The 17,318-nt window shown below is 62.5% G+C and carries 19 protein-coding genes; 10 read left to right on the top strand and 9 right to left on the bottom strand.

Annotated elements, in window-relative coordinates; translation table 11 throughout:
- Window positions 1-49: 49 nt before the first annotated feature.
- Together ACLEJR_RS04500 and ACLEJR_RS04495 are read right to left on the bottom strand one after the other, a co-directional pair.
- Window positions 50-349 carry a chaperone modulator CbpM gene (locus ACLEJR_RS04500; protein WP_245138702.1) on the bottom strand — a complete coding sequence of 100 codons (300 nt, stop codon included), beginning with the start codon at window positions 347-349 and terminating at the stop codon, window positions 50-52.
- Between the two features lie 48 nt (window positions 350-397).
- Window positions 398-1,336, bottom strand: coding sequence for a DnaJ C-terminal domain-containing protein (locus tag ACLEJR_RS04495; protein ID WP_440796543.1), 939 nt, complete (start codon window positions 1,334-1,336; stop codon window positions 398-400).
- 294 nt (window positions 1,337-1,630) lie between these two features.
- Between ACLEJR_RS04495 and ACLEJR_RS04490 the strand changes: the two genes are divergently transcribed.
- Window positions 1,631-2,896, top strand: a complete 1,266-nt coding sequence (locus tag ACLEJR_RS04490; protein ID WP_440812399.1) for an Hsp70 family protein — start codon at window positions 1,631-1,633, stop codon at window positions 2,894-2,896.
- 139 nt (window positions 2,897-3,035) lie between these two features.
- Here ACLEJR_RS04490 and ACLEJR_RS04485 read toward each other — a convergent pair whose 3' ends face one another.
- The 5 genes from ACLEJR_RS04485 to ACLEJR_RS04465 form a co-directional block, all read right to left on the bottom strand.
- Window positions 3,036-4,049, bottom strand: a complete 1,014-nt coding sequence (locus ACLEJR_RS04485) for an AI-2E family transporter (protein ID WP_440796541.1) — start codon at window positions 4,047-4,049, stop codon at window positions 3,036-3,038.
- Between the two features lie 220 nt (window positions 4,050-4,269).
- A complete protein-coding gene (locus tag ACLEJR_RS04480; RefSeq protein ID WP_440796540.1) occupies window positions 4,270-4,566 on the bottom strand; it encodes a PsiF family protein in 297 nt (98 codons plus the stop codon).
- A gap of 208 nt (window positions 4,567-4,774) precedes the next feature.
- Window positions 4,775-5,665 carry an alpha/beta fold hydrolase gene (locus ACLEJR_RS04475; protein WP_440812396.1) on the bottom strand — a complete coding sequence of 297 codons (891 nt, stop codon included), beginning with the start codon at window positions 5,663-5,665 and terminating at the stop codon, window positions 4,775-4,777.
- Window positions 5,666-5,733: 68 nt separating this feature from the next.
- On the bottom strand, window positions 5,734-6,039 hold the full coding sequence (locus tag ACLEJR_RS04470; RefSeq protein ID WP_440796538.1) for a DMT family transporter: 306 nt from the start codon (window positions 6,037-6,039) through the stop codon (window positions 5,734-5,736).
- Complete coding sequence (locus ACLEJR_RS04465; RefSeq protein ID WP_440812393.1) at window positions 6,039-6,677, bottom strand: FMN-dependent NADH-azoreductase; 639 nt, start codon at window positions 6,675-6,677, stop codon at window positions 6,039-6,041. The genes ACLEJR_RS04470 and ACLEJR_RS04465 overlap by 1 nt, the downstream gene beginning before the upstream one ends.
- A gap of 132 nt (window positions 6,678-6,809) precedes the next feature.
- Between ACLEJR_RS04465 and ACLEJR_RS04460 the strand changes: the two genes are divergently transcribed.
- Both ACLEJR_RS04460 and ACLEJR_RS04455 read left to right on the top strand, forming a co-directional pair.
- The gene (locus ACLEJR_RS04460) at window positions 6,810-7,703 is read left to right on the top strand and encodes a LysR substrate-binding domain-containing protein (protein ID WP_440796536.1); all 894 of its coding nucleotides are present in this window, start codon (window positions 6,810-6,812) and stop codon (window positions 7,701-7,703) included.
- A gap of 129 nt (window positions 7,704-7,832) precedes the next feature.
- Window positions 7,833-8,363 (top strand): ferritin-like domain-containing protein, encoded by a 531-nt coding sequence (locus tag ACLEJR_RS04455; protein WP_440796535.1) that lies wholly within the window; start codon window positions 7,833-7,835, stop codon window positions 8,361-8,363.
- 123 nt (window positions 8,364-8,486) lie between these two features.
- On the opposite strand, the gene ACLEJR_RS04450 is transcribed toward ACLEJR_RS04455, so the two are convergent.
- Complete coding sequence (locus tag ACLEJR_RS04450) at window positions 8,487-10,562, bottom strand: AsmA family protein (protein WP_440812390.1); 2,076 nt, start codon at window positions 10,560-10,562, stop codon at window positions 8,487-8,489.
- Between the two features lie 387 nt (window positions 10,563-10,949).
- Here ACLEJR_RS04450 and ACLEJR_RS04445 point away from each other — a divergent pair, with 387 nt between their 5' ends.
- The 7 genes from ACLEJR_RS04445 to ACLEJR_RS04415 all read left to right on the top strand — a co-directional run bounded on the left by ACLEJR_RS04445 (window position 10,950) and on the right by ACLEJR_RS04415 (window position 16,278).
- Window positions 10,950-11,459 (top strand): hypothetical protein, encoded by a 510-nt coding sequence (locus tag ACLEJR_RS04445; protein ID WP_440812387.1) that lies wholly within the window; start codon window positions 10,950-10,952, stop codon window positions 11,457-11,459.
- Between the two features lie 152 nt (window positions 11,460-11,611).
- Window positions 11,612-12,244: a TetR family transcriptional regulator gene (locus ACLEJR_RS04440; protein WP_440812516.1), complete on the top strand. Its 633-nt coding sequence runs from the start codon at window positions 11,612-11,614 to the stop codon at window positions 12,242-12,244.
- A gap of 215 nt (window positions 12,245-12,459) precedes the next feature.
- A complete protein-coding gene (gene ureE / locus ACLEJR_RS04435; protein WP_440812384.1) occupies window positions 12,460-12,960 on the top strand; it encodes an urease accessory protein UreE in 501 nt (166 codons plus the stop codon).
- A complete protein-coding gene (locus tag ACLEJR_RS04430) occupies window positions 12,957-13,631 on the top strand; it encodes an urease accessory protein UreF (protein WP_440812381.1) in 675 nt (224 codons plus the stop codon). Before ureE ends, ACLEJR_RS04430 begins: the two co-directional genes overlap by 4 nt.
- 10 nt (window positions 13,632-13,641) lie before the next feature.
- Window positions 13,642-14,256 carry an urease accessory protein UreG gene (gene ureG, locus ACLEJR_RS04425; RefSeq protein WP_440796530.1) on the top strand — a complete coding sequence of 205 codons (615 nt, stop codon included), beginning with the start codon at window positions 13,642-13,644 and terminating at the stop codon, window positions 14,254-14,256.
- A gap of 43 nt (window positions 14,257-14,299) precedes the next feature.
- The gene (locus tag ACLEJR_RS04420) at window positions 14,300-14,872 is read left to right on the top strand and encodes a HupE/UreJ family protein (RefSeq protein ID WP_440812379.1); all 573 of its coding nucleotides are present in this window, start codon (window positions 14,300-14,302) and stop codon (window positions 14,870-14,872) included.
- Window positions 14,873-15,144: 272 nt separating this feature from the next.
- Window positions 15,145-16,278, top strand: coding sequence for an AGE family epimerase/isomerase (locus tag ACLEJR_RS04415; protein WP_440812377.1), 1,134 nt, complete (start codon window positions 15,145-15,147; stop codon window positions 16,276-16,278).
- Window positions 16,279-16,411: 133 nt separating this feature from the next.
- Here ACLEJR_RS04415 and ACLEJR_RS04410 read toward each other — a convergent pair whose 3' ends face one another.
- Window positions 16,412-17,176, bottom strand: a complete 765-nt coding sequence (locus ACLEJR_RS04410) for an SDR family oxidoreductase (protein ID WP_440812374.1) — start codon at window positions 17,174-17,176, stop codon at window positions 16,412-16,414.
- Between the last annotated feature and the right edge of the window lie 142 nt (window positions 17,177-17,318).

The raw sequence follows: 17,318 nt of genomic DNA, 5'->3' as shown, positions 1-17,318 counted from the left end.
AGCAAGCTCCCTCGCCACAAGGCTTACATCTGGCTCAGGAATATATGCTTCACTCCACCAACCGCCCCAACCGCTGCTTGAGCATGCGGTTTTCGTTGCGCAGGTGCTGCACTTCCTCCAGCAGGTCCAGCGCCAGGGCGACGCCTTCCCATTCCAGCTCCAGCTCGCGGCGCAGCCTGGCGGCGCGGCGGGCCAGGACCAGTTCGTAGTCGGTGAAACGCCAATCCTTCGGCGCCGCGCCGTGGGGTTCGAGGATGCCATGGGCGACGATTTCGATGACATGGACATCCTGCAACGCGGCGGCTTCGCAGAATTCGCTCAAGTTCAGTTCAATGATCGGGTTGTTCATGGTCTGCTTCTCCCAATGCCTTGACTGTCGAGTCTAGCCCTCAAACAATCAGAAATTCTCCCGTGGGTCGAACGCGGCTTTCTTCGCCAGCTCCGCCCATAGGCCCTTGATTGTGTCGTCGCTGGCCTTGGGCATCACAGCCTTGAGCTGGACGAACAGGTAACCGCGCTCACCGGCCTTGTTACGCAAGCCGTGGCCCTTGGCGCGCATGCGCTGGCCGTTCTGGCTGCCGGCCGGAACCTTGAGGTTGATCTTGCCGGTGAGGGTCGGGACCGCCACTTCGGCGCCCAGCGCCAACTCCCATGGAGCCAGGGGCAAGGTGATGATCAGGTCCTGACCCTCGACGTCGAACTTGGGGTGCGGCGCGAAGCGGATGGTCAGGTACAAGTCGCCATTGGCGCCACCGCCAATACCCGGCGCGCCCTGGCCCTTGAGGCGGATGCGCTCGCCGTCGGTCACGCCCAGCGGGATCTTCACGTTCAGGCTTTTACTGGTGTTGCTCACGTGCTGGCCCGCCGCGTTGTATTGCGGCACCTGGTAGCTGACTTTTTTCGACTCGCTCGCGAGGGTTTCTTCCAGGAAGATCGGTAATTCCAATTCCACGTCTTGTCCTCGACGGCCGGCGCTGCGACCTGAATGTCCGCCGCCGAAACCCGGCCCGCGATTACCGAAAATCGAACTGAAGAAATCCGAAAAGTCGCCGGTGTCCTGACCGCCAAAACCACCGCGGCTCTGCCAGCCCGGCGGGCCCTGGAATGGTTGGCCGTGCTGGCCGTAGCGGCGCAGGTCGTCGTATTCGGCGCGTTTGTCGGCGCTCTTGAGCGCTTCATAGGCTTCGGAGACGTCCTTGAACCGGGTCTCGGCGTCTTTTTCCTTGCTCACGTCCGGGTGATATTTGCGCGCCAGTTTTCGATAGGCGGCCTTGATCGTGGCATCGTCGGCCGTCGGCTCGACACCCAGGATCTTGTAGTAGTCTTTGAAATCCATCTAAGCATCACCATCCGTTATCGATGTCGCACCGCCACGCACAGCCTGCCCGGATGACCGGACAGCGGGTTGACCGACCTCAAGATTGGGACCGGGCGGTACGTCAGAAGTTTATCGGCAGAAGGTGGCGGTTCTTGTAACCGCCCTGTGCTGCCAGACCCATGCCAGCAAGTTTGGGGACAAAACCGCGTCTTTCAAGGCCGATGTTCCGGAATTAGCAGATCGCCGGCCTTCGAATCCGCGCCGCACTGGCATACACTGCGCGGCCGTTTTTTCACCCGGAAGCTGAAAGACATGAAAAACGCATCCCCAGCCCGTGCCTGCGGCATCGACTTCGGCACGTCCAACTCCACCGTCGGCTGGCTGCGCCCCGGTATGGAAACGCTGATCGCGCTGGAGGACGACAAGATCACCCTGCCCTCGGTGGTCTTTTTCAATCTAGAGGAGCGTCGCCCGGTATACGGCCGCCTGGCCCTGCACGAATACCTGGAAGGCTACGAAGGCCGGTTGATGCGCTCGCTCAAGAGCCTGCTGGGTTCCAAGCTGATCAAGCACGACACCAGCGTGTTGGGCACGGCGATGCCATTCAAGGATCTGCTGGGATTGTTCATCGGCCAGCTGAAAAAACGCGCCGAAGCCACCGCCGGTCGGGAGTTCGAAGAGGTGGTGTTGGGTCGTCCGGTGTATTTCGTCGACGATGATGAGGCGGCCGACCAGGAAGCGGAAAACACCCTGGCGGATGTGGCCCGCGCCATCGGCTTCAAGGAAGTCTCGTTCCAGTACGAACCCATCGCGGCGGCGTTCGATTATGAATCGACCATCACCAAAGAAGAGCTGGTGTTGATCGTCGACATCGGCGGCGGTACCTCGGACTTCTCCCTGGTGCGCCTGTCACCCGAGCGCCGCATGCACGACAACCGCCACGCCGACATCCTCGCCACCGGTGGCGTGCACATCGGCGGCACCGACTTCGACAAGCAATTGTCGCTGGCCGGCCTGATGCCGCTGTTCGGCTACGGCAGCCGCATGAAGAGCGGCGCCTACATGCCCACCAGCCACCACATGAACCTGGCGACCTGGCACACCATCAACGGGGTGTACTCACAGAAATCCACCCTGGCCCTGAGCAGCATGCGCTACGACATTGAAGACACCGGCGGCATCGACCGGCTGTTCAAGCTGATCGAACAACGCGCCGGGCATTGGTTGGCGATGGAAGTGGAAGAAACCAAGATCCAGCTGACCCACACCGACCAGCGCCACGTGGCCCTGGACCGGATCGAACCGGGCCTGAGCGTGGACCTGAGCCGGGCCCTGTTCGAGTCGGCCATTGATGGTCTGCTGGAGCGAGTGCGCACCAGCGTCACGCAATTGCTGGGCGATGCCAACGTCGGCGTCGATCAGGTCGACACGGTGTTCTTCACCGGTGGTTCCAGCGGCATCCCGGCGCTGCGCAACAGCGTCTCGGCCATGCTGCCCCAGGCACGGCATGTGGAAGGCAACATCTTCGGCAGCATCGGCAGCGGGTTGGCGATCGAGGCGATGAAGCGCTATGGATAAAAAGCAGCTTCGAGCTTTGAGCTGCAAGCTTCAAGGAAGAGCAGTCGGGTTATCGCCGATAGCTTTTACTTGAAGCTTGAAGCTTGAAGCTTGAAGCTCGCAACCGGCAACCGGCAACCGGCAACCGGCAACCGCTGTCCTAGACCATCCCGATCTGCTTCAACTCACTCTTGAGATACGCATAATAGATCGGCCCCGCCACTACCCCAGGCAACCCGAACGCCGCCTCGAACACCAGCATCGCCATGAGCAGTTCCCAGGACTTGGCGCTGATTTGCCCGCCAACGATCCGCGCATTGAGGAAATATTCCAGCTTGTGGATCACGATCAGGTAACCCAGCGCCGCCACCGCCACCCAGATCGACAGCGACAGGCCGACGATGGTGATCAAGGTGTTGGAGAGCAGGTTGCCGATGACCGGCAGCAAGCCCAGCAGGAAGGTCATTACGATCAGGGTCTTGGTCAGCGGCAATTTGATGCCGAACAGCGGCAGCACCACCGCCAGGAAAATCCCGGTGAAGAAGGTGTTGAGCAGGGAAATCTTGATCTGCGCGAAGACGATATTGCGAAACGCCTTGACCAGCAGGTTCAGGCGATCGAACAGCGCGGCGGCCAGGGGTTTGCGCTTGGTCAGGTCGGGGATGCGCTGCAGGGCGACGATGGCCCCCAGGACCATGCCGATCAGCAGCGTCACGAACATATGGGCCGCATCCTTGCCCACCAGTTGCAGCTCGCTCAGGTGCTTGCTCATCCAGGCGCCGATGGCCACCCGGAACTCGGCGGCGCTGGCCGGCAGGTAGGCGTCGATGAACGGCGGCAGTTGTCCACGGGCTCGGTCGACCACACCCATGAACTTGTCCAGGGACGCACCGGGGTTCTCCGCTTCATGCAACAGGAAACTGATTGCGCCGGCGAAAATCAGCGTCAGCACACTGACCACCAGCGTTCCCAGTAGCGCCACCGCCAGCCAACGGGCCCGTCGGCCTTCGATCAAACGCTGCAACTGGGGCGTGAGCATGTTGACCAGCTCGAACACCAGCAACCCGGCCAACAGGCTCGGCAGCAGGCGCAGCGGCAGCACCAGCAACAACCCACCGAAAATGATCACCCAACTGATCACCAACAACACATGACGCTGAGAAAACGTTGGCATACAGCCTCAAGAACGAACGGCGTGAAAGGATTGGCAGTCTGCCAGCCTTCAGCGAGCAGCACTAGGGATTGTATCGGCCGATCTCTGGCGCAGTTCAGAGGTTTTTGCAGCGTCTGTGCAGGCCCATCGCGAGCAAGCTCGCTCCCACAATGGACCGAGCCACGCCAATCCTATGTGGGAGCGAGCTTGCTCGCGATGAGGCCCGCACTGACGCAAAACGTCACTTGTTCTTCAGGCAATCACTCATGAACGCCTTGCGCTCATCACCCTTGAGCGCCTTGGTGGTGGCAACGGCATTGCAGTTCTTCATGCGCTCCTGCGGCGTGCCGCCTCGCACCTCTGGCGGCTTGGTCTTGAGGCATTCGCTCATGAACGCTTTGCGCTCATCGCCCTTGAGCGCCTTGGCGCTGGCGTCGGCGTTGCAGGTGGTCATCTTGGTCTGTTGCGCCGTCGCGGCGAAGCCCTGGGAGCATGCCAGCAAACCGATCAGCAACAACGGGACACGCAGCATTTTCATGGAATTTCTCCTGAAGGCCGCCCGGAGGGTACGGCGACGTGTTGCAGTGTAGACAAAGCCTGTTACACCTTCCTCAGGTCGATCTGCCCGAATGCCGTCATCGCGAGCAGGCTAGCTCCCAAAAGGTAGCCATTTGCGCACCCGCCCGCGAAACCCTGTGGGAGCGAGCCTGCTTGCGATGAACGATTACACGGTGCTGCTCGATGGCCTAAACCCCAGCCGCTTTCAATCGCTCTGCATGCTCGACAAACAACCGGATCGGCTCGGCACCCTTGCCCACCAGCCCCAGCGACTGATTGACGATGTCGAAATGATCCAGCGGATAGTCATCGCCAATGACCGTGCCCAGGTGCGAGCTGAACCGTCCGACCATGCCGTCGCACTGCCCCGCCTCGCGCACGAATGTGCGGGCGAACAGGCGGCAACTGCGGTGGGTGCCGTCGAACAGGTTGCGGCCCCTGTCGGTCTTGCCCGGCTGCAGGGTCCCGGACCAGGAGTAATAGCGCACGCCGTTGACCTCCTCCGTTCCGTGCCCGCCCCAGTGCTGTGGCAGTCCTTGCGGATAACGCTGGTTGAACAGTGCCACCCCGGCCGTGGTGAGGGAGGCGTGGGAGGCCTGGATATCCACCGGCAACCTGGGCCCGCGATAACCGGTCTCCAACAGGCTCATCAGGGCATTGACCAGGCGCAGGGCGGCACTGAGCAGGCGGCCCTTGGCACTGTCGGCCGGGTAGTGGGTTTGCAGGTAGTCGGCCAGTTCGGAGCCGTGATTGGTACCGGCCACGGAAGTGACCGAGGCCACCAGGTCCGGGCGCATGGCGGCGGCGTAGCGGGCAGTGAGACTGCCCTGGCTGTGGCCGATCAGGTTGACCTTCTGCGCGCCAGTCTGGCGCAGGACCTCCTCGATGCGCGACAGTAGCTGCTCGCCACGCACCTCGGATGAATGCAGCGGCGAAACTTTCACCTCTACCACCACCGCACCTTCCTGGCGCAATGCCGCGACGATCCCATACCAGTACGGATACAGCACCAGGCGAATGAACCCGAGCATGCCCGGAACCAGTACCAGGGGGTAGCGAGTGGCGCAGCGTTGCGACATGGCAACATCCTTGTGATCAAGAGGTGGTCAGCATCGACATCGATGATGACCAGTCTATGACACCTGCGTCACTTCAGCCCGGCCACGCCCGCCACTATCAGCCCCACCGAAACGACTTTCATCAGCGTCAGGCTCTCACCGAGCAGCGCAACCCCCAGGAACACCGTGCCCAATGAACCGATGGCGGTCCAGATCGGGTAGGCCACGCTCACTGGCAGTTCGCGCATCGACAGGGTCAGGCAGCCGATCCCGCCCACGGCGGCCAGCACTGTGACCAGCGAGGGCCAGAACCGGGTGAAGCCCTCGGCGTATTTCATCCCCATGGCAAAGGTAACCTCGAACCCGGCGGCGACCAGCAGCAGGACCCAGGCCATCAGAAGCTCCGGGCCAGGGTCAGCAAGCGCTGTTCTGCCTCGGCGCAAGACAACGCAAAGCTGCGCTCGGCCGACTCCTCGCCTTCGGCGGCCACCACCGTCACGTCGGTGATGCCGATGAAACCCAAGACCGTACGCAACAGCGTGTCGGCGTGGTTCATGCCCTCCAATGGGCCACCGGGGCCAAAGCCGAAGTCGCCACGGCTGGTCACGATCAAGGCCTTCTTGCCCAGCAGCAACGGCTCGTAGTGCGATACACCATTGTCCAGGCTGTGATTGAACGTCAGGCCGATCCGCACGATCTGGTCGATCCAGGCCTTCACACCGCTGGGCACGCTGAAGTTATGCATGGGCGCGGAAATCACCAGCCGGTCGTGGGCCTGCAGCTCCGCGACCAGGGCGTCGCTCAGGGCCAGGTCCGCCTGCATGGTCAGCGGCCGGGCCTGGGGCTCGGGGTAGAACGCGGCGGCGATGAAGGCTTCGTTGACGGGAGGAACCAGTGTGCGCCCCACTTCGCGACGGGTCGGCACAGCATCGGGATGCACCGCCTGCCAGGCGGAGAGAAACGCCTCGGCCAGACGCCGCGAATGGGAACGTTCGCCACGGGGGCTGCCATGTACCACAAGAATATTGCTCATCTGAAGCTCCTGTTGTTCAGCTACACTCAGAACTGCCTGGAGCCATCAGATTGACGGTCGATTGCATTTCCCGACAAACGAACGCTAATCAAGCTGGATGAGCTTTTCTCACCCATAACCGAGCGCCCGTCGATGTTCTCTGCCCTGCCTCTCAACGCCTTGCGTGCCTTCGAATCCGCCGCGCGCCTGCTCAGTTTCAAGGCAGCCGCCGAAGAGTTATCAGTGACGCCCACTGCGGTTTCCCATCAGATCCGCGCCCTGGAAACCTGGCTGGGCGTGCAACTGTTCGAACGCTTGCCACGTCAGGTACGTCTCACCGACGGCGGCCAGCGGTTGTTTCATAGCCTGCATGGGGCCTTGCTGGACGTGGCGCAAAGCGTCGAGACCCTGCGCCCGCAACGCAGCAACACGCACCTGACACTCTCCACTACGGCGGCGTTTGCCGCGCTGTGGCTGGTGCCGCGCCTGGGACGGTTTTACGCACGTCACCCGAACATCAATGTGCGCCTGGACACCCACTGCGAGGTGATCGACCTGCATCAGGATGCCAGCGTCGACCTGGTGCTGCGCTATAGCCTGGACAGTTACCCGAACCTTTATGGCCTGTGCCTGTTCGACGAACATTTTGGCGTCTACGGCTCGCCCGACCAGGTGTCCCTGGCAGCGCGGCAGCCCCCCACATTGATCAGCGTGCGCTGGCACAACTCCAAGCTTTATGCCCACGGCTGGGACGCCTGGTGCGCCCGGGCCGGGGAAGATTGGCTCACCCGGCAACCTTGCGTGCGCGAGTACGACGAGGAGCATTACGCCTTGCAGGCGGCGATTGCCGGACAGGGCCTGGTGCTGGCGAGCAACATTCTAGTTTCTGCGAGCGTGGCCAGCGGCTTGCTGGTGGCTTATCGGCCCGAGATTCAGGTCAAGGGCGCCGGTTATAGCGCCCTGTGCGTACCGGGGCGCGAACGCCATGCGCCGGTGCGCGCATTCTTCCAATGGCTTGAGGAGGAGGCACGCCTGTCTGCGGTTTGATTGGGAGGCCAGGGGAAGAGCCTGCTGAAAGATCCGGTAAAACTTTTCCAGGCGCGAGTCACTCAGATTCAGAGCGATCGCGCCTGCAGAGCGCGACACCTCAACCGGATCAGCCTCCAGGAGAACGAGATGAACGACATGCACTTGACCGACGTAACCACCTTGCGCGAGCGCGCCCGGCAGAATGTGCAGAACGGCGCGGTGACCGAGGGCTACGGTGCCGACCGACAGGAAATCATCCGCCTGCTCAACGAAGCACTGGCCACCGAACTGGTGTGCGTGCTGCGCTACAAGCGCCACTATTTCATGGCAACCGGCCTCAAGGCCGGCGTGGCGGCCGGGGAATTCCTCGAACACGCGACCCAGGAAGCCGAACATGCCGACAAACTGGCCGAGCGCATCGTGCAACTGGGCGGCGAGCCGGAATTCAACCCCGACCTGTTGACCCGGCATTCCCATGCGCAATACGTGGCGGGCAATACGCTCAAGGAGATGGTCTACGAAGACCTGGTGGCCGAACGGATCGCCATCGACAGCTACCGGGAAATCATCCAGTACATCGGCGAAAAAGACCCGACCACCCGGCGCATCTTTGAAGACATCCTGGCTCAGGAAGAAGAGCATGCCGATGACATGGCCGATATCCTCGCTGACCTGTGATATCGCCATCGCGAGCAGGCTCGCTCCCACAGGTGATCGTGTTCTTCCTGAAGAAACCCGTTCGATGTGGGAGCGAGCCTGCTCGCGATAGGGCCGGCTGCTTCACTGCAACTTAATGATTGATCAACGCGTCGGCTTCACCGTCACCGGCGCCTTGCCCGCCTTCATTTGCTCCAGCAACGGCGCGCACTGGTTCGGCTCACCACCGCTGGGTGCAACCAGCGCCAGCAATCCCGCCGCCGGCGCGGCGATCACCCCCAGGGCGACCATCCCGGCGCCGCGCAGCATCAGCGGCACCGCCTTGACGCCGGCAGCGGGCTTGGCGAACGTGCCCCGCACGTACAGCGGCGAGCGCAGGGAAATCAGGCGCCAGCCCTTGGACTCGGGCGTCACCGTCAGGTCCAATTGTTCGGTCGCCATGTTTGCGGTGCCGTCGATGTAGATGATCGCGTTCTCGGTGTCGAACACGAACAGGCGGCTGGTCGCCAAGCCGGTCTTGATATCGAAATCCGCCGCCGCGCAATTGATCTTCACTTCCTTGTCGCCAAAGATTTTCCCCACCACATAGTTACCGACGTTCAGCCCCGCCAGCTCCATCAGCTCGCGACTGATGGCGCCGTCGTTGATGAGCATCTTCAGGGTGCCGTTGGAGGTGCCGAGCAACGCCGCGACCGAATTGCCGCGCCCGCTGATGTCGGCATCGCCATTCAATTCGCCGAAGCTGGTCTTCATCGGTTCGAAACCCGGGAACAGCTGCTTGAGCTTGAAGCCGCGCGCCGTCAACCTGGCCTGGCCTTCAAGAGGCTGGGTGTGCCCGTTGAGGCGAACCTGCGCATCGAGCTTGCCACCGGCCACGCCAAAGCGCAGGGGTTCGAGGCTCAACTGGCCGTCGTGGAGTACCAGATGAGTGTAGAGATCGGTGAAGGGCAACTGCTCGCTATGGACGATGCGTTTACCGGTGAATTCCACATCGGCGTCCATCGCGCTCCAGCGCTCGGTGCGAAACTCTTCCACCGGCAGGACCTTGTCGCTCGGCTGCTTGCTCGCAGCGCCACGGGCCTTTTGCTCAGTGCTGGAGTCCGCACCGATCAACGGCGCCAGGTCACTGAACAACAGTTGATTGGAGACCAGCGCGCCGCTGAGTTTCGGCCGGGGCTGGCTGGCGGCATAGGCCAGGTCGCCATGGATGTCGCTGTCACCGATCTTGCCCTTGAACCCTTCATAGCGAAACAGCGCGCCAGTCGGCTCGTGGAGCTTGGCGATCAGCCGGCCATCGGTGGCATAGGGCGGAGAATCCGGCAGGGTCACACCGGTGAGCGGGTACAGGTGCGCCAGGCTGTTGCCGGCCAGTTTCAAGCGCAGGTCCAGGGCGCCGAGGTTCATCGGATCGGTCAGGGTACCGGCCAGTTCAATGCGCGTGTCGGCAATCTTCGCCTGGGCCTGCAATGGAAAAGGCCGGGCCGCATCCTGCAAGGCCAGCAAACCGCCGACCTTGCCCGAGCCGCTCAGGTCCTGCCCGTGATATTGCCCGTTGACCTTGAAGGCGAATGCATAGTCCTGGGCCGCCGCGCCCTGCTCCTGGACCTTTTTGGCCGCCTTGTCGCCAACGATCTCGCTGAACGCAATGGGTTTGCCCAACGGGTCGATCATCAGGTCGAGCCGGGTCTTGAGGGTCTGGTCGTCCAGTGTGACGTGGCCTTTGTCAAAGCCGATCGCGCCAATGTCCACGACCCAACTGGAGGGCTCGGCGTCGGGGTCTTTCGGGTCGAACTGGAAGGTCCAGTTGGCGCGGCCGTCGGCAAGCCGTTGCAGATTGGCATTGGGATCGGTCAGGTCAATGCGCGGGATCGACACCCGGCGGGCCAGCAGCGCCAACGGCGAAATGCGCAATTCGACACGCTTGAGCGTGGCCATCTGCGGGGTCTTCGACCAGTCAGGGTTGCCCAGGCTCAAGTCCTCGGCCACGACATGGGGCCACGGCAGCCAGGCTCGCCAACCGCCCTCCTCCGGCTCGCGCTGCCAGACCACCGCCAAGTTCCCGTTAATGGCGAACGGGCGGTGCAACTCCTCGGAAACCTTGGCGTTGAGCGTGGGCTTGATCCGGTTCCAATCGAAGAACGCGATGACCAGCACCAGCACGGCCAGCAAGACGAAAAGACTGGCAAGGCTCCAGGCGAGGATTTTTGAAGTGCGCGTCATGCACAAGGCTCCTGATGACAAATAGGGCGTCCAGACCGCGACGCTTGGAAAGACGAACCTGTGCTCGGCCCGTTCGTGATGGATTGGACTGGCGAAACGGCCAACTGGTTTAACACCAGGGCCGATGAACGGCATCAGAAGACCGGCCAATCCTGACCAATCCGCCAGCTATCTGTTACCGCTCCCGCACGTTTGTGAGGCACGAGTGAGTACAAAATACCCACTTACGTGCAAAACCATCCCGCTGAAAGGCCCGATCTAGAGCCTCTCTGCGGAACAATCAATTCGGTTGATTATTACCATTGCGTTTATGAACTTTTATATCGACTTATCGAGAGTAGCATTGCCTCCGTACCCACTTTATCGCCCTCCCAAGGAGCAATGATCATGAAACGCCAATTACTGATGAGTCTGTCCCTTTCACTGCTGGCTTCCACTGCTTTCGCACTGCCGGCTTCCGAACAAGCCACGCCACAGGTTAAAGATAGCCATTCGGTCTACAGCCAGACCGTCGCAGAAGGTGGCCGGGATCGCCTGGAAGAAAAAGGCCTGGTCCAGGACGGTGGCGACCGCACCCCACAAGGCCAGAGCCTGGCAGCCGACGGTTCCGACCGCACTCCACTGGGTGAAAGCCTCGCAGCCGACGGTTCCGACCGCACTCCACTGGGTGAAAGCCTGGCAGCCGACGGTTCCGATCGTACCCCACTGGGTGAAAGCCTTGCAGCCGACGGTTCCGACCGTACCCCACTGGGTGAAAGCCTTGCAGCCGACGGTTCCGACCGTACCCCACTGGGTGAAAGCCTTGCAGCCGACGGTTCCGACCGCACTCCACTGGGTGAAGCCCTCGCCGAAGGCGGCGGTGACCGTGTGATCGAACGCAACCGTACAGCGAGCTGAGCCCATGCTGGCCCAGAAAAAAGCCCGATTCCTGCAATCGGGCTTTTGATTTTTCAAAGCGCTTGTTTCCCACGCCCCTTTCTACCGTTCGACGTCGGCAAAGCCGATTTGCTAGAGTGCGTCGCTCCCATGACTCGGAAGTCAGTCCTGCGATGCTGCCCCGCGCCGAACAGAAACAACAGACCCGAATTGCCCTGATGGACGCTGCCCGTCATCTGATGGAGTGCGGACGGGGGTTCGGTAGCCTGAGCCTGCGGGAGGTCGCCAAGACAGCGGGCATCGTGCCCACCGGATTCTACCGGCACTTCGACGACATGGACCAACTGGGCCTGGCCCTGGTCTGCGAGGTCGGCCAGACCTTCCGCGAAACCATCCGCCTGGTGCGCCACAACGAGTTCGTCATGGGTGGCATCATCGACGCATCGGTGCGGATATTCCTCGATGTCGTGCAGGCCAACCGGTCACAGTTCCTGTTCCTGGCTCGCGAACAGTACGGCGGCTCCCTGCCGGTGCGCCAGGCCATCGCTCGACTGCGCGAAGACATCAGCTCGGACCTGGCCGCTGACCTGGCCTTGATGCCCAAGCTGCAGCATCTGGACTTCGCCGGGTTGAGCGTGATGGCCGATCTCATCGTCAAGAGTGTGTTCGCCACCCTGCCCGACATCATCGACCCACCCGCCAAAGCCCTGCCTGAACACCTCACGCCCCAGGCGAAGATCACCCAGCAACTGCGGTTCATCTTTATCGGCCTCAAGCATTGGCAGGGGTTGGGAAGCGTCGAATAATCATTGAAAAAATTCTCCCTGTGGGAGCGAGCAGGCTCGCTCCCACAAAGTTTTTTCTTGAGCCGCAAAATAGTGCACGCCGCTTAGTCTTCGCACCAAAAAGAACCACCCACCCCCACCCCCACCTCCCAGTTTCCCTGCCGTTTCCTACAGCCCAGTCAATTGGCAAGCCCCTTGCTCTAAACACAGCACCGTTCATTGCTGGAAGCACGCCGATGCTGGTGATTCACCGCAGAATCGATCCTGAACCCCACTGGGACGCCGAGCTGCACCTGACTTTCGACGCCCGCAGCAAGAGCCGCTTGCGCTGTTTCAGTGCCGAGGGCGAAGACGTCGGCCTGTTCCTGGAGCGCGGCCAGTCGCCGCTGTACGACGGCGAATGCCTGCAAGCCGAGGACGGTCGCATCGTGCGGGTCTGTGCCCGCCCCGAACAATTGCTGCATGTCACCTGCGCCAACGCCTTCGAACTGACCCGCGCCGCCTACCACCTCGGCAATCGCCATGTTGCCCTGCAAGTGGGCGATGGCTGGTTGCGCCTGCTGGACGACTACGTGCTCAAGGCGATGCTCGAACAATTGGGGGCCGTCGCCGAAGCCATCGAAGCCCCGTTCCAGCCGGAACACGGCGCCTACGGCGGCGGCCATCATCATTCCCGGCATGGCGACGACGACTTCAACTACGCACCGCGCCTGCATCAGTTCGGCGTGCGCACATGAACCCGGCCTGGGCGCTCCTGCGTCTGGCCAGCCCGCAACTGCCGATTGGCGGCTACAGCTATTCCCAAGGCCTGGAAATGGCGGTGGACACCGGCCAGGTCAAGAGCTGCGACGACGCCCGGCGCTGGCTCAGCGATCAATTGCTGCTGAACCTGGCACGCTTCGAGGCCCCCTTGCTGCTGGCGCACTGCACCGCAGCGGCCGCCGATGACTGGCACGCCCTGGCGCAACAGTGCCAGGCACACCGCGCCAGCCGGGAAACCCGCGAGCTGTACCAGGAGAGCCGGCAGATGGGCTACTCGCTGCAACAACTGCTCAACGGCTTGCCGGAACTCGACACCGCCGCACGGCGCTTCTTCGAACACACCAGCGAACCGCACCTGGCCTTGTGCTGGGCCCTGGCCGCTCGTGCCTGGGGTATCACGCCCCAGGATGCACTCACCGCCTGGCTGTGGAGCTGGCTGGAAAACCAACTCGCGGTGCTGATGAAAACCCTGCCGCTGGGCCAGCAGGCCGCCCAGCGCCTGACCAGCGAACTGCTGCCGCTGCTGCAACAGGCCCAGCACCACGCCTCGAATATCGAGCCCGATCACTATGGCAGCGCCGCGTTTGGCCTGTCCCTGGCGTGCATGGCCCATGAGCGCCAGTACAGCCGTCTGTTCCGTTCCTAGGAGACACACCGTGAATACACAACCTCTGCGCGTCGGCATCGGCGGCCCGGTAGGTTCCGGCAAGACCGCCCTGACTCTGGCCCTGTGCCTGGCCCTGCGTGATCGCTACAACCTGGCGGTGGTCACCAACGACATCTACACCCGCGAAGACGCCGATTTCCTGGTGCGCAACGAAGCCCTGGCGCCGGAGCGGATCATTGGCGTTGAAACCGGCGGCTGTCCGCACACCGCCATCCGCGAGGACGCCTCGATCAACCTCGAGGCGGTGGACCAGTTGAACCGGCGCTTTCCCGGCCTGGACCTGATCCTGGTGGAGTCCGGTGGTGACAATCTTTCGGCGACCTTCAGCCCGGAGTTGTCGGACCTGACGATCTACGTGATCGACGTCTCGGCCGGCGACAAGCTGCCGCGCAAGGGCGGGCCGGGCATCTGCAAGTCCGACCTGCTGGTGATCAACAAGATCGACCTGGCGCCGCTGGTGGGCGCGTCCCTGGACATGATGGACGGCGATACCCGGCGGATGCGCAACGGCAAGCCGTTCGTGTTCAGTAACCAGAAAACCGGCCAGGGCCTGGACGAGATCATCGCCTTCATCGAACGCCAGGGCCTGCTGACCGGCGCATGACGACTCATTCCAATTTACAAACCGATTACAAGGAAGCCTCTCCATGACCCTCAAACGCATCCTCGGCGCCTTCGCGCTTTTGCTGACCCCGACCCTGGCCTTCGCCCATCCGGGTCATGGCGACAATGGCCTGATGGCCGGTCTCGGGCACCCCATCGGCGGACTGGATCATCTGCTGGCGATGCTGGCGGTCGGCTTGTGGGCCGCGCAGCAACAAGGCGCGGCGCGTTGGGCGCTGCCGTGCACCTTCGTTGGCACGATGCTGATCGGCGGCTTGCTGGGTTTCGCAGGACTGGAGCTGCCGGTTATGGAAAGTGGAATCGCCGCTTCGGTACTGGCCCTGGGCCTGGCGGTGGCATTGGCGGTGCGTCCGCCATTGAGCCTGGCGGTCGGCGCCACGGCCGTATTCGCGTTGTTCCATGGCGTCGCTCACGGTCTGGAATTGCCAGACATGTCGAGCCCTTGGGCCTACGCGGCAGGGTTTGTCGCAGCCACGGCGGCGCTGCATGGCGTCGGTTTCGCGGTGGTGCGTGTATTGCCACGGGCAGCGGCGCCGCTAGTACGGCTGGCCGGAGCGGCTTCAGCGGGGGCTGGGGTCTGGTTGCTCGCAGGTTGATTCCATAGCGTTTGTCCGGGCCTCATCGCGAGCAGGCTCGCTCCCACAGGGACGGCGTACACCGCCCGAATCTGGGAGCGGGTTTGCTCGCGAAGGCGGCCTGCCAGGCACCGCACCTCTCAAGTCACACCCCACAATTGATCGGTGTACACCGCCCCCTTTGTGGGAGCGAGCTGCTCGCGATGGCGGCCTTGCCGGCACCCTCTCTCTGAAGCCAACCACTCTGCTACCATGTCGCGCAATCGCCCCTCCAGCCGTGACGAACGCCGCCCATGCCTGATGCCTCCCGCCCCGCTCCTTCGCCTGAATTGATCACGCTGTTCGCAGCGGTGCGCCGGCATTTTCACGAGGTGATCGTGCCGATGTGGCAAGGCCCGGGCTGGAACGGCGAACTGGCATTGCCCTATGAATCCCTGGATGCCGACCACGCCCCCCTGCCGCCGCAACGTTACCGCGCCATGGCCTGCGCACGGCAGTTGTATCTGTTCGCCAGCCTGATCGGCGAGGTGCCGCAGGCCGAAGAACGTGCGGCTGCGCTGTTTCGTTCGTTGCAACGGCACTTCCACGATGCCGAACATGGCGGCTGGTTCTACAGCATCGACCCACAGGGCGCGCCGCTGGACACCGGCAAGGACCTCTACACCCACGCCTTTATCCTGTTCGCCTGCGCCCATTACTGGGGCAAGGTTCGCGAACCGCTGGTGGAGTCGGTGCTCAACGCCGCGCTGGAAGTCATCGCCCGACGCTTCGCCACGGGTGACGGTCTCTACGAAGCCAGCCTCAAGCGCGATTGGTCGACTGTCGAATCCGGCCCGCTGCAAAACCCATTGATGCACCTGGCCGAAGCGCTCCTTGCCGTCCTTTCGGTTCGCGAAGACGCCAACGTACGCCAGGCATTGCTGAGCCTGTGCGAGGCGATGTTCAAGTGTTTCACCGACCCGCAACTGGGCGTGATGATGGAAAAACCGCTCAAGGCTGTGGATAACTGGTTCGAGCCCGGGCACCAGTTCGAGTGGTACTACTTACTCGCATCGTCGCCCTTGTTGCGCGACGGCAAGCTGCGCATGGCCCTTGAGCGAAGCTTCGAATATACCGAGCAGCGTGGCGTAGACCGAAAGTCCGGCGCGGTATGCGCGATGCTGAGCCTGGAGCCGCATGCCGTCCCGCGGGACGCGACCCAGCGCATCTGGGCCCAGGCCGAATACCTGCGCGCACTTACCTTGCGTGCGCACGGTCAGCAGGCTTTGCTGCCGCAGCTACAGGCCCTGCAGCAACACTTCCTGCATGCCAAGGGCTGGAACGAATGCCTGGATGCCGATGGCATCGTCAGCCGGCGGGACATGCCGTCCACCACGCCCTATCACCTCATGACCTGCTATCTCGGGTTGGCCGACTGCCTGGCGTAATGCTTTTGTGGCAAGGGAGCTTGCTCCCGCTCGGCTGCGAAGCAGTCGCAAGCTTTTGGGGTCGCTGCGCGCCCCAGCGGGAGCAAGCTCCCTCGCCACAGGTTTCCGTAGACAGCCCCAACCAACTCAGCGGTCAGGCCTTGTTACGCTCAATCGCAAACCCGGCCCAGGTCTGGCTCACCGGCATCAGTTCCAGACTGTTGATGTTGATGTGCGCCGGGGCATTGAGCACCCAGAAAATAGTATCGGCGATGTCCTGCGGTTGGATCGGCTCGGCGCCGGCGTAGGTCGCGTTGTAGCGCTCCTGGTCGCCGCCGAAGCGCACCAGGGAGAATTCGCTCTCGCACAGGCCCGGCTCGATGTTGCTCACCCGCACACCCGTGCCTTGCAGGTCGCAACGCAGGTTCAGGGAAAACTGTTTGACGAACGCTTTGCTCGCGCCATAGACGTGGCTGCCAGGGTACGGGTAGTTGCCGGCGATTGAGCCCAGGTTGATGATGCTCGCGCCACGCCCATGGGCGATCAAGCGCGGCAGCAACAGACGGGTGCTGTAGATCAGGCCCTTCACGTTGGTGTCGACCATGGTGTCCCAGTCATCGAGATCGCACTTGGGCGCCGGGTCAACGCCCAGGGCCAGGCCGGCGTTGTTGATCAATCCGCGCAATTTGGCGAACGACGGTGGCAAGTTAGCGATGGCCTCTTCCATGGCCTTGCGGTCACGCACGTCCAGCACCAGTCCATGGACTTCGGTCTGCTTCGACAACTCGGCACACAGCGCATTGAGGCGTTCTTCACGACGACCGGTCAGCACCAGCTTCCAACCGGCCTCGGCGAAACGACGGGCGCAGGCTTCACCAAAACCGGACGTCGCGCCGGTGATAAACAGGGTGTTGGACATCGTGTTCTCCTTGCTTGGGCTTTCGCCGTGAATGGAAATCGGCCCACAGCATGCCCGGCCATGCCCATCGGGGGCAAGGCTTGCCAGGCTTGCATGACTGCTCATAAAACAGCCAATTCGCGCCAAGCCCGATTTTCCGCGG

This window comes from Pseudomonas sp. SMN5, assembly GCF_052041925.1.
Classification (GTDB): Bacteria; Pseudomonadota; Gammaproteobacteria; order Pseudomonadales; family Pseudomonadaceae; genus Aquipseudomonas.
Note: the sequence above shows the minus strand (reverse complement) of the source record. Positions and strands in the feature narration are given on the sequence as shown.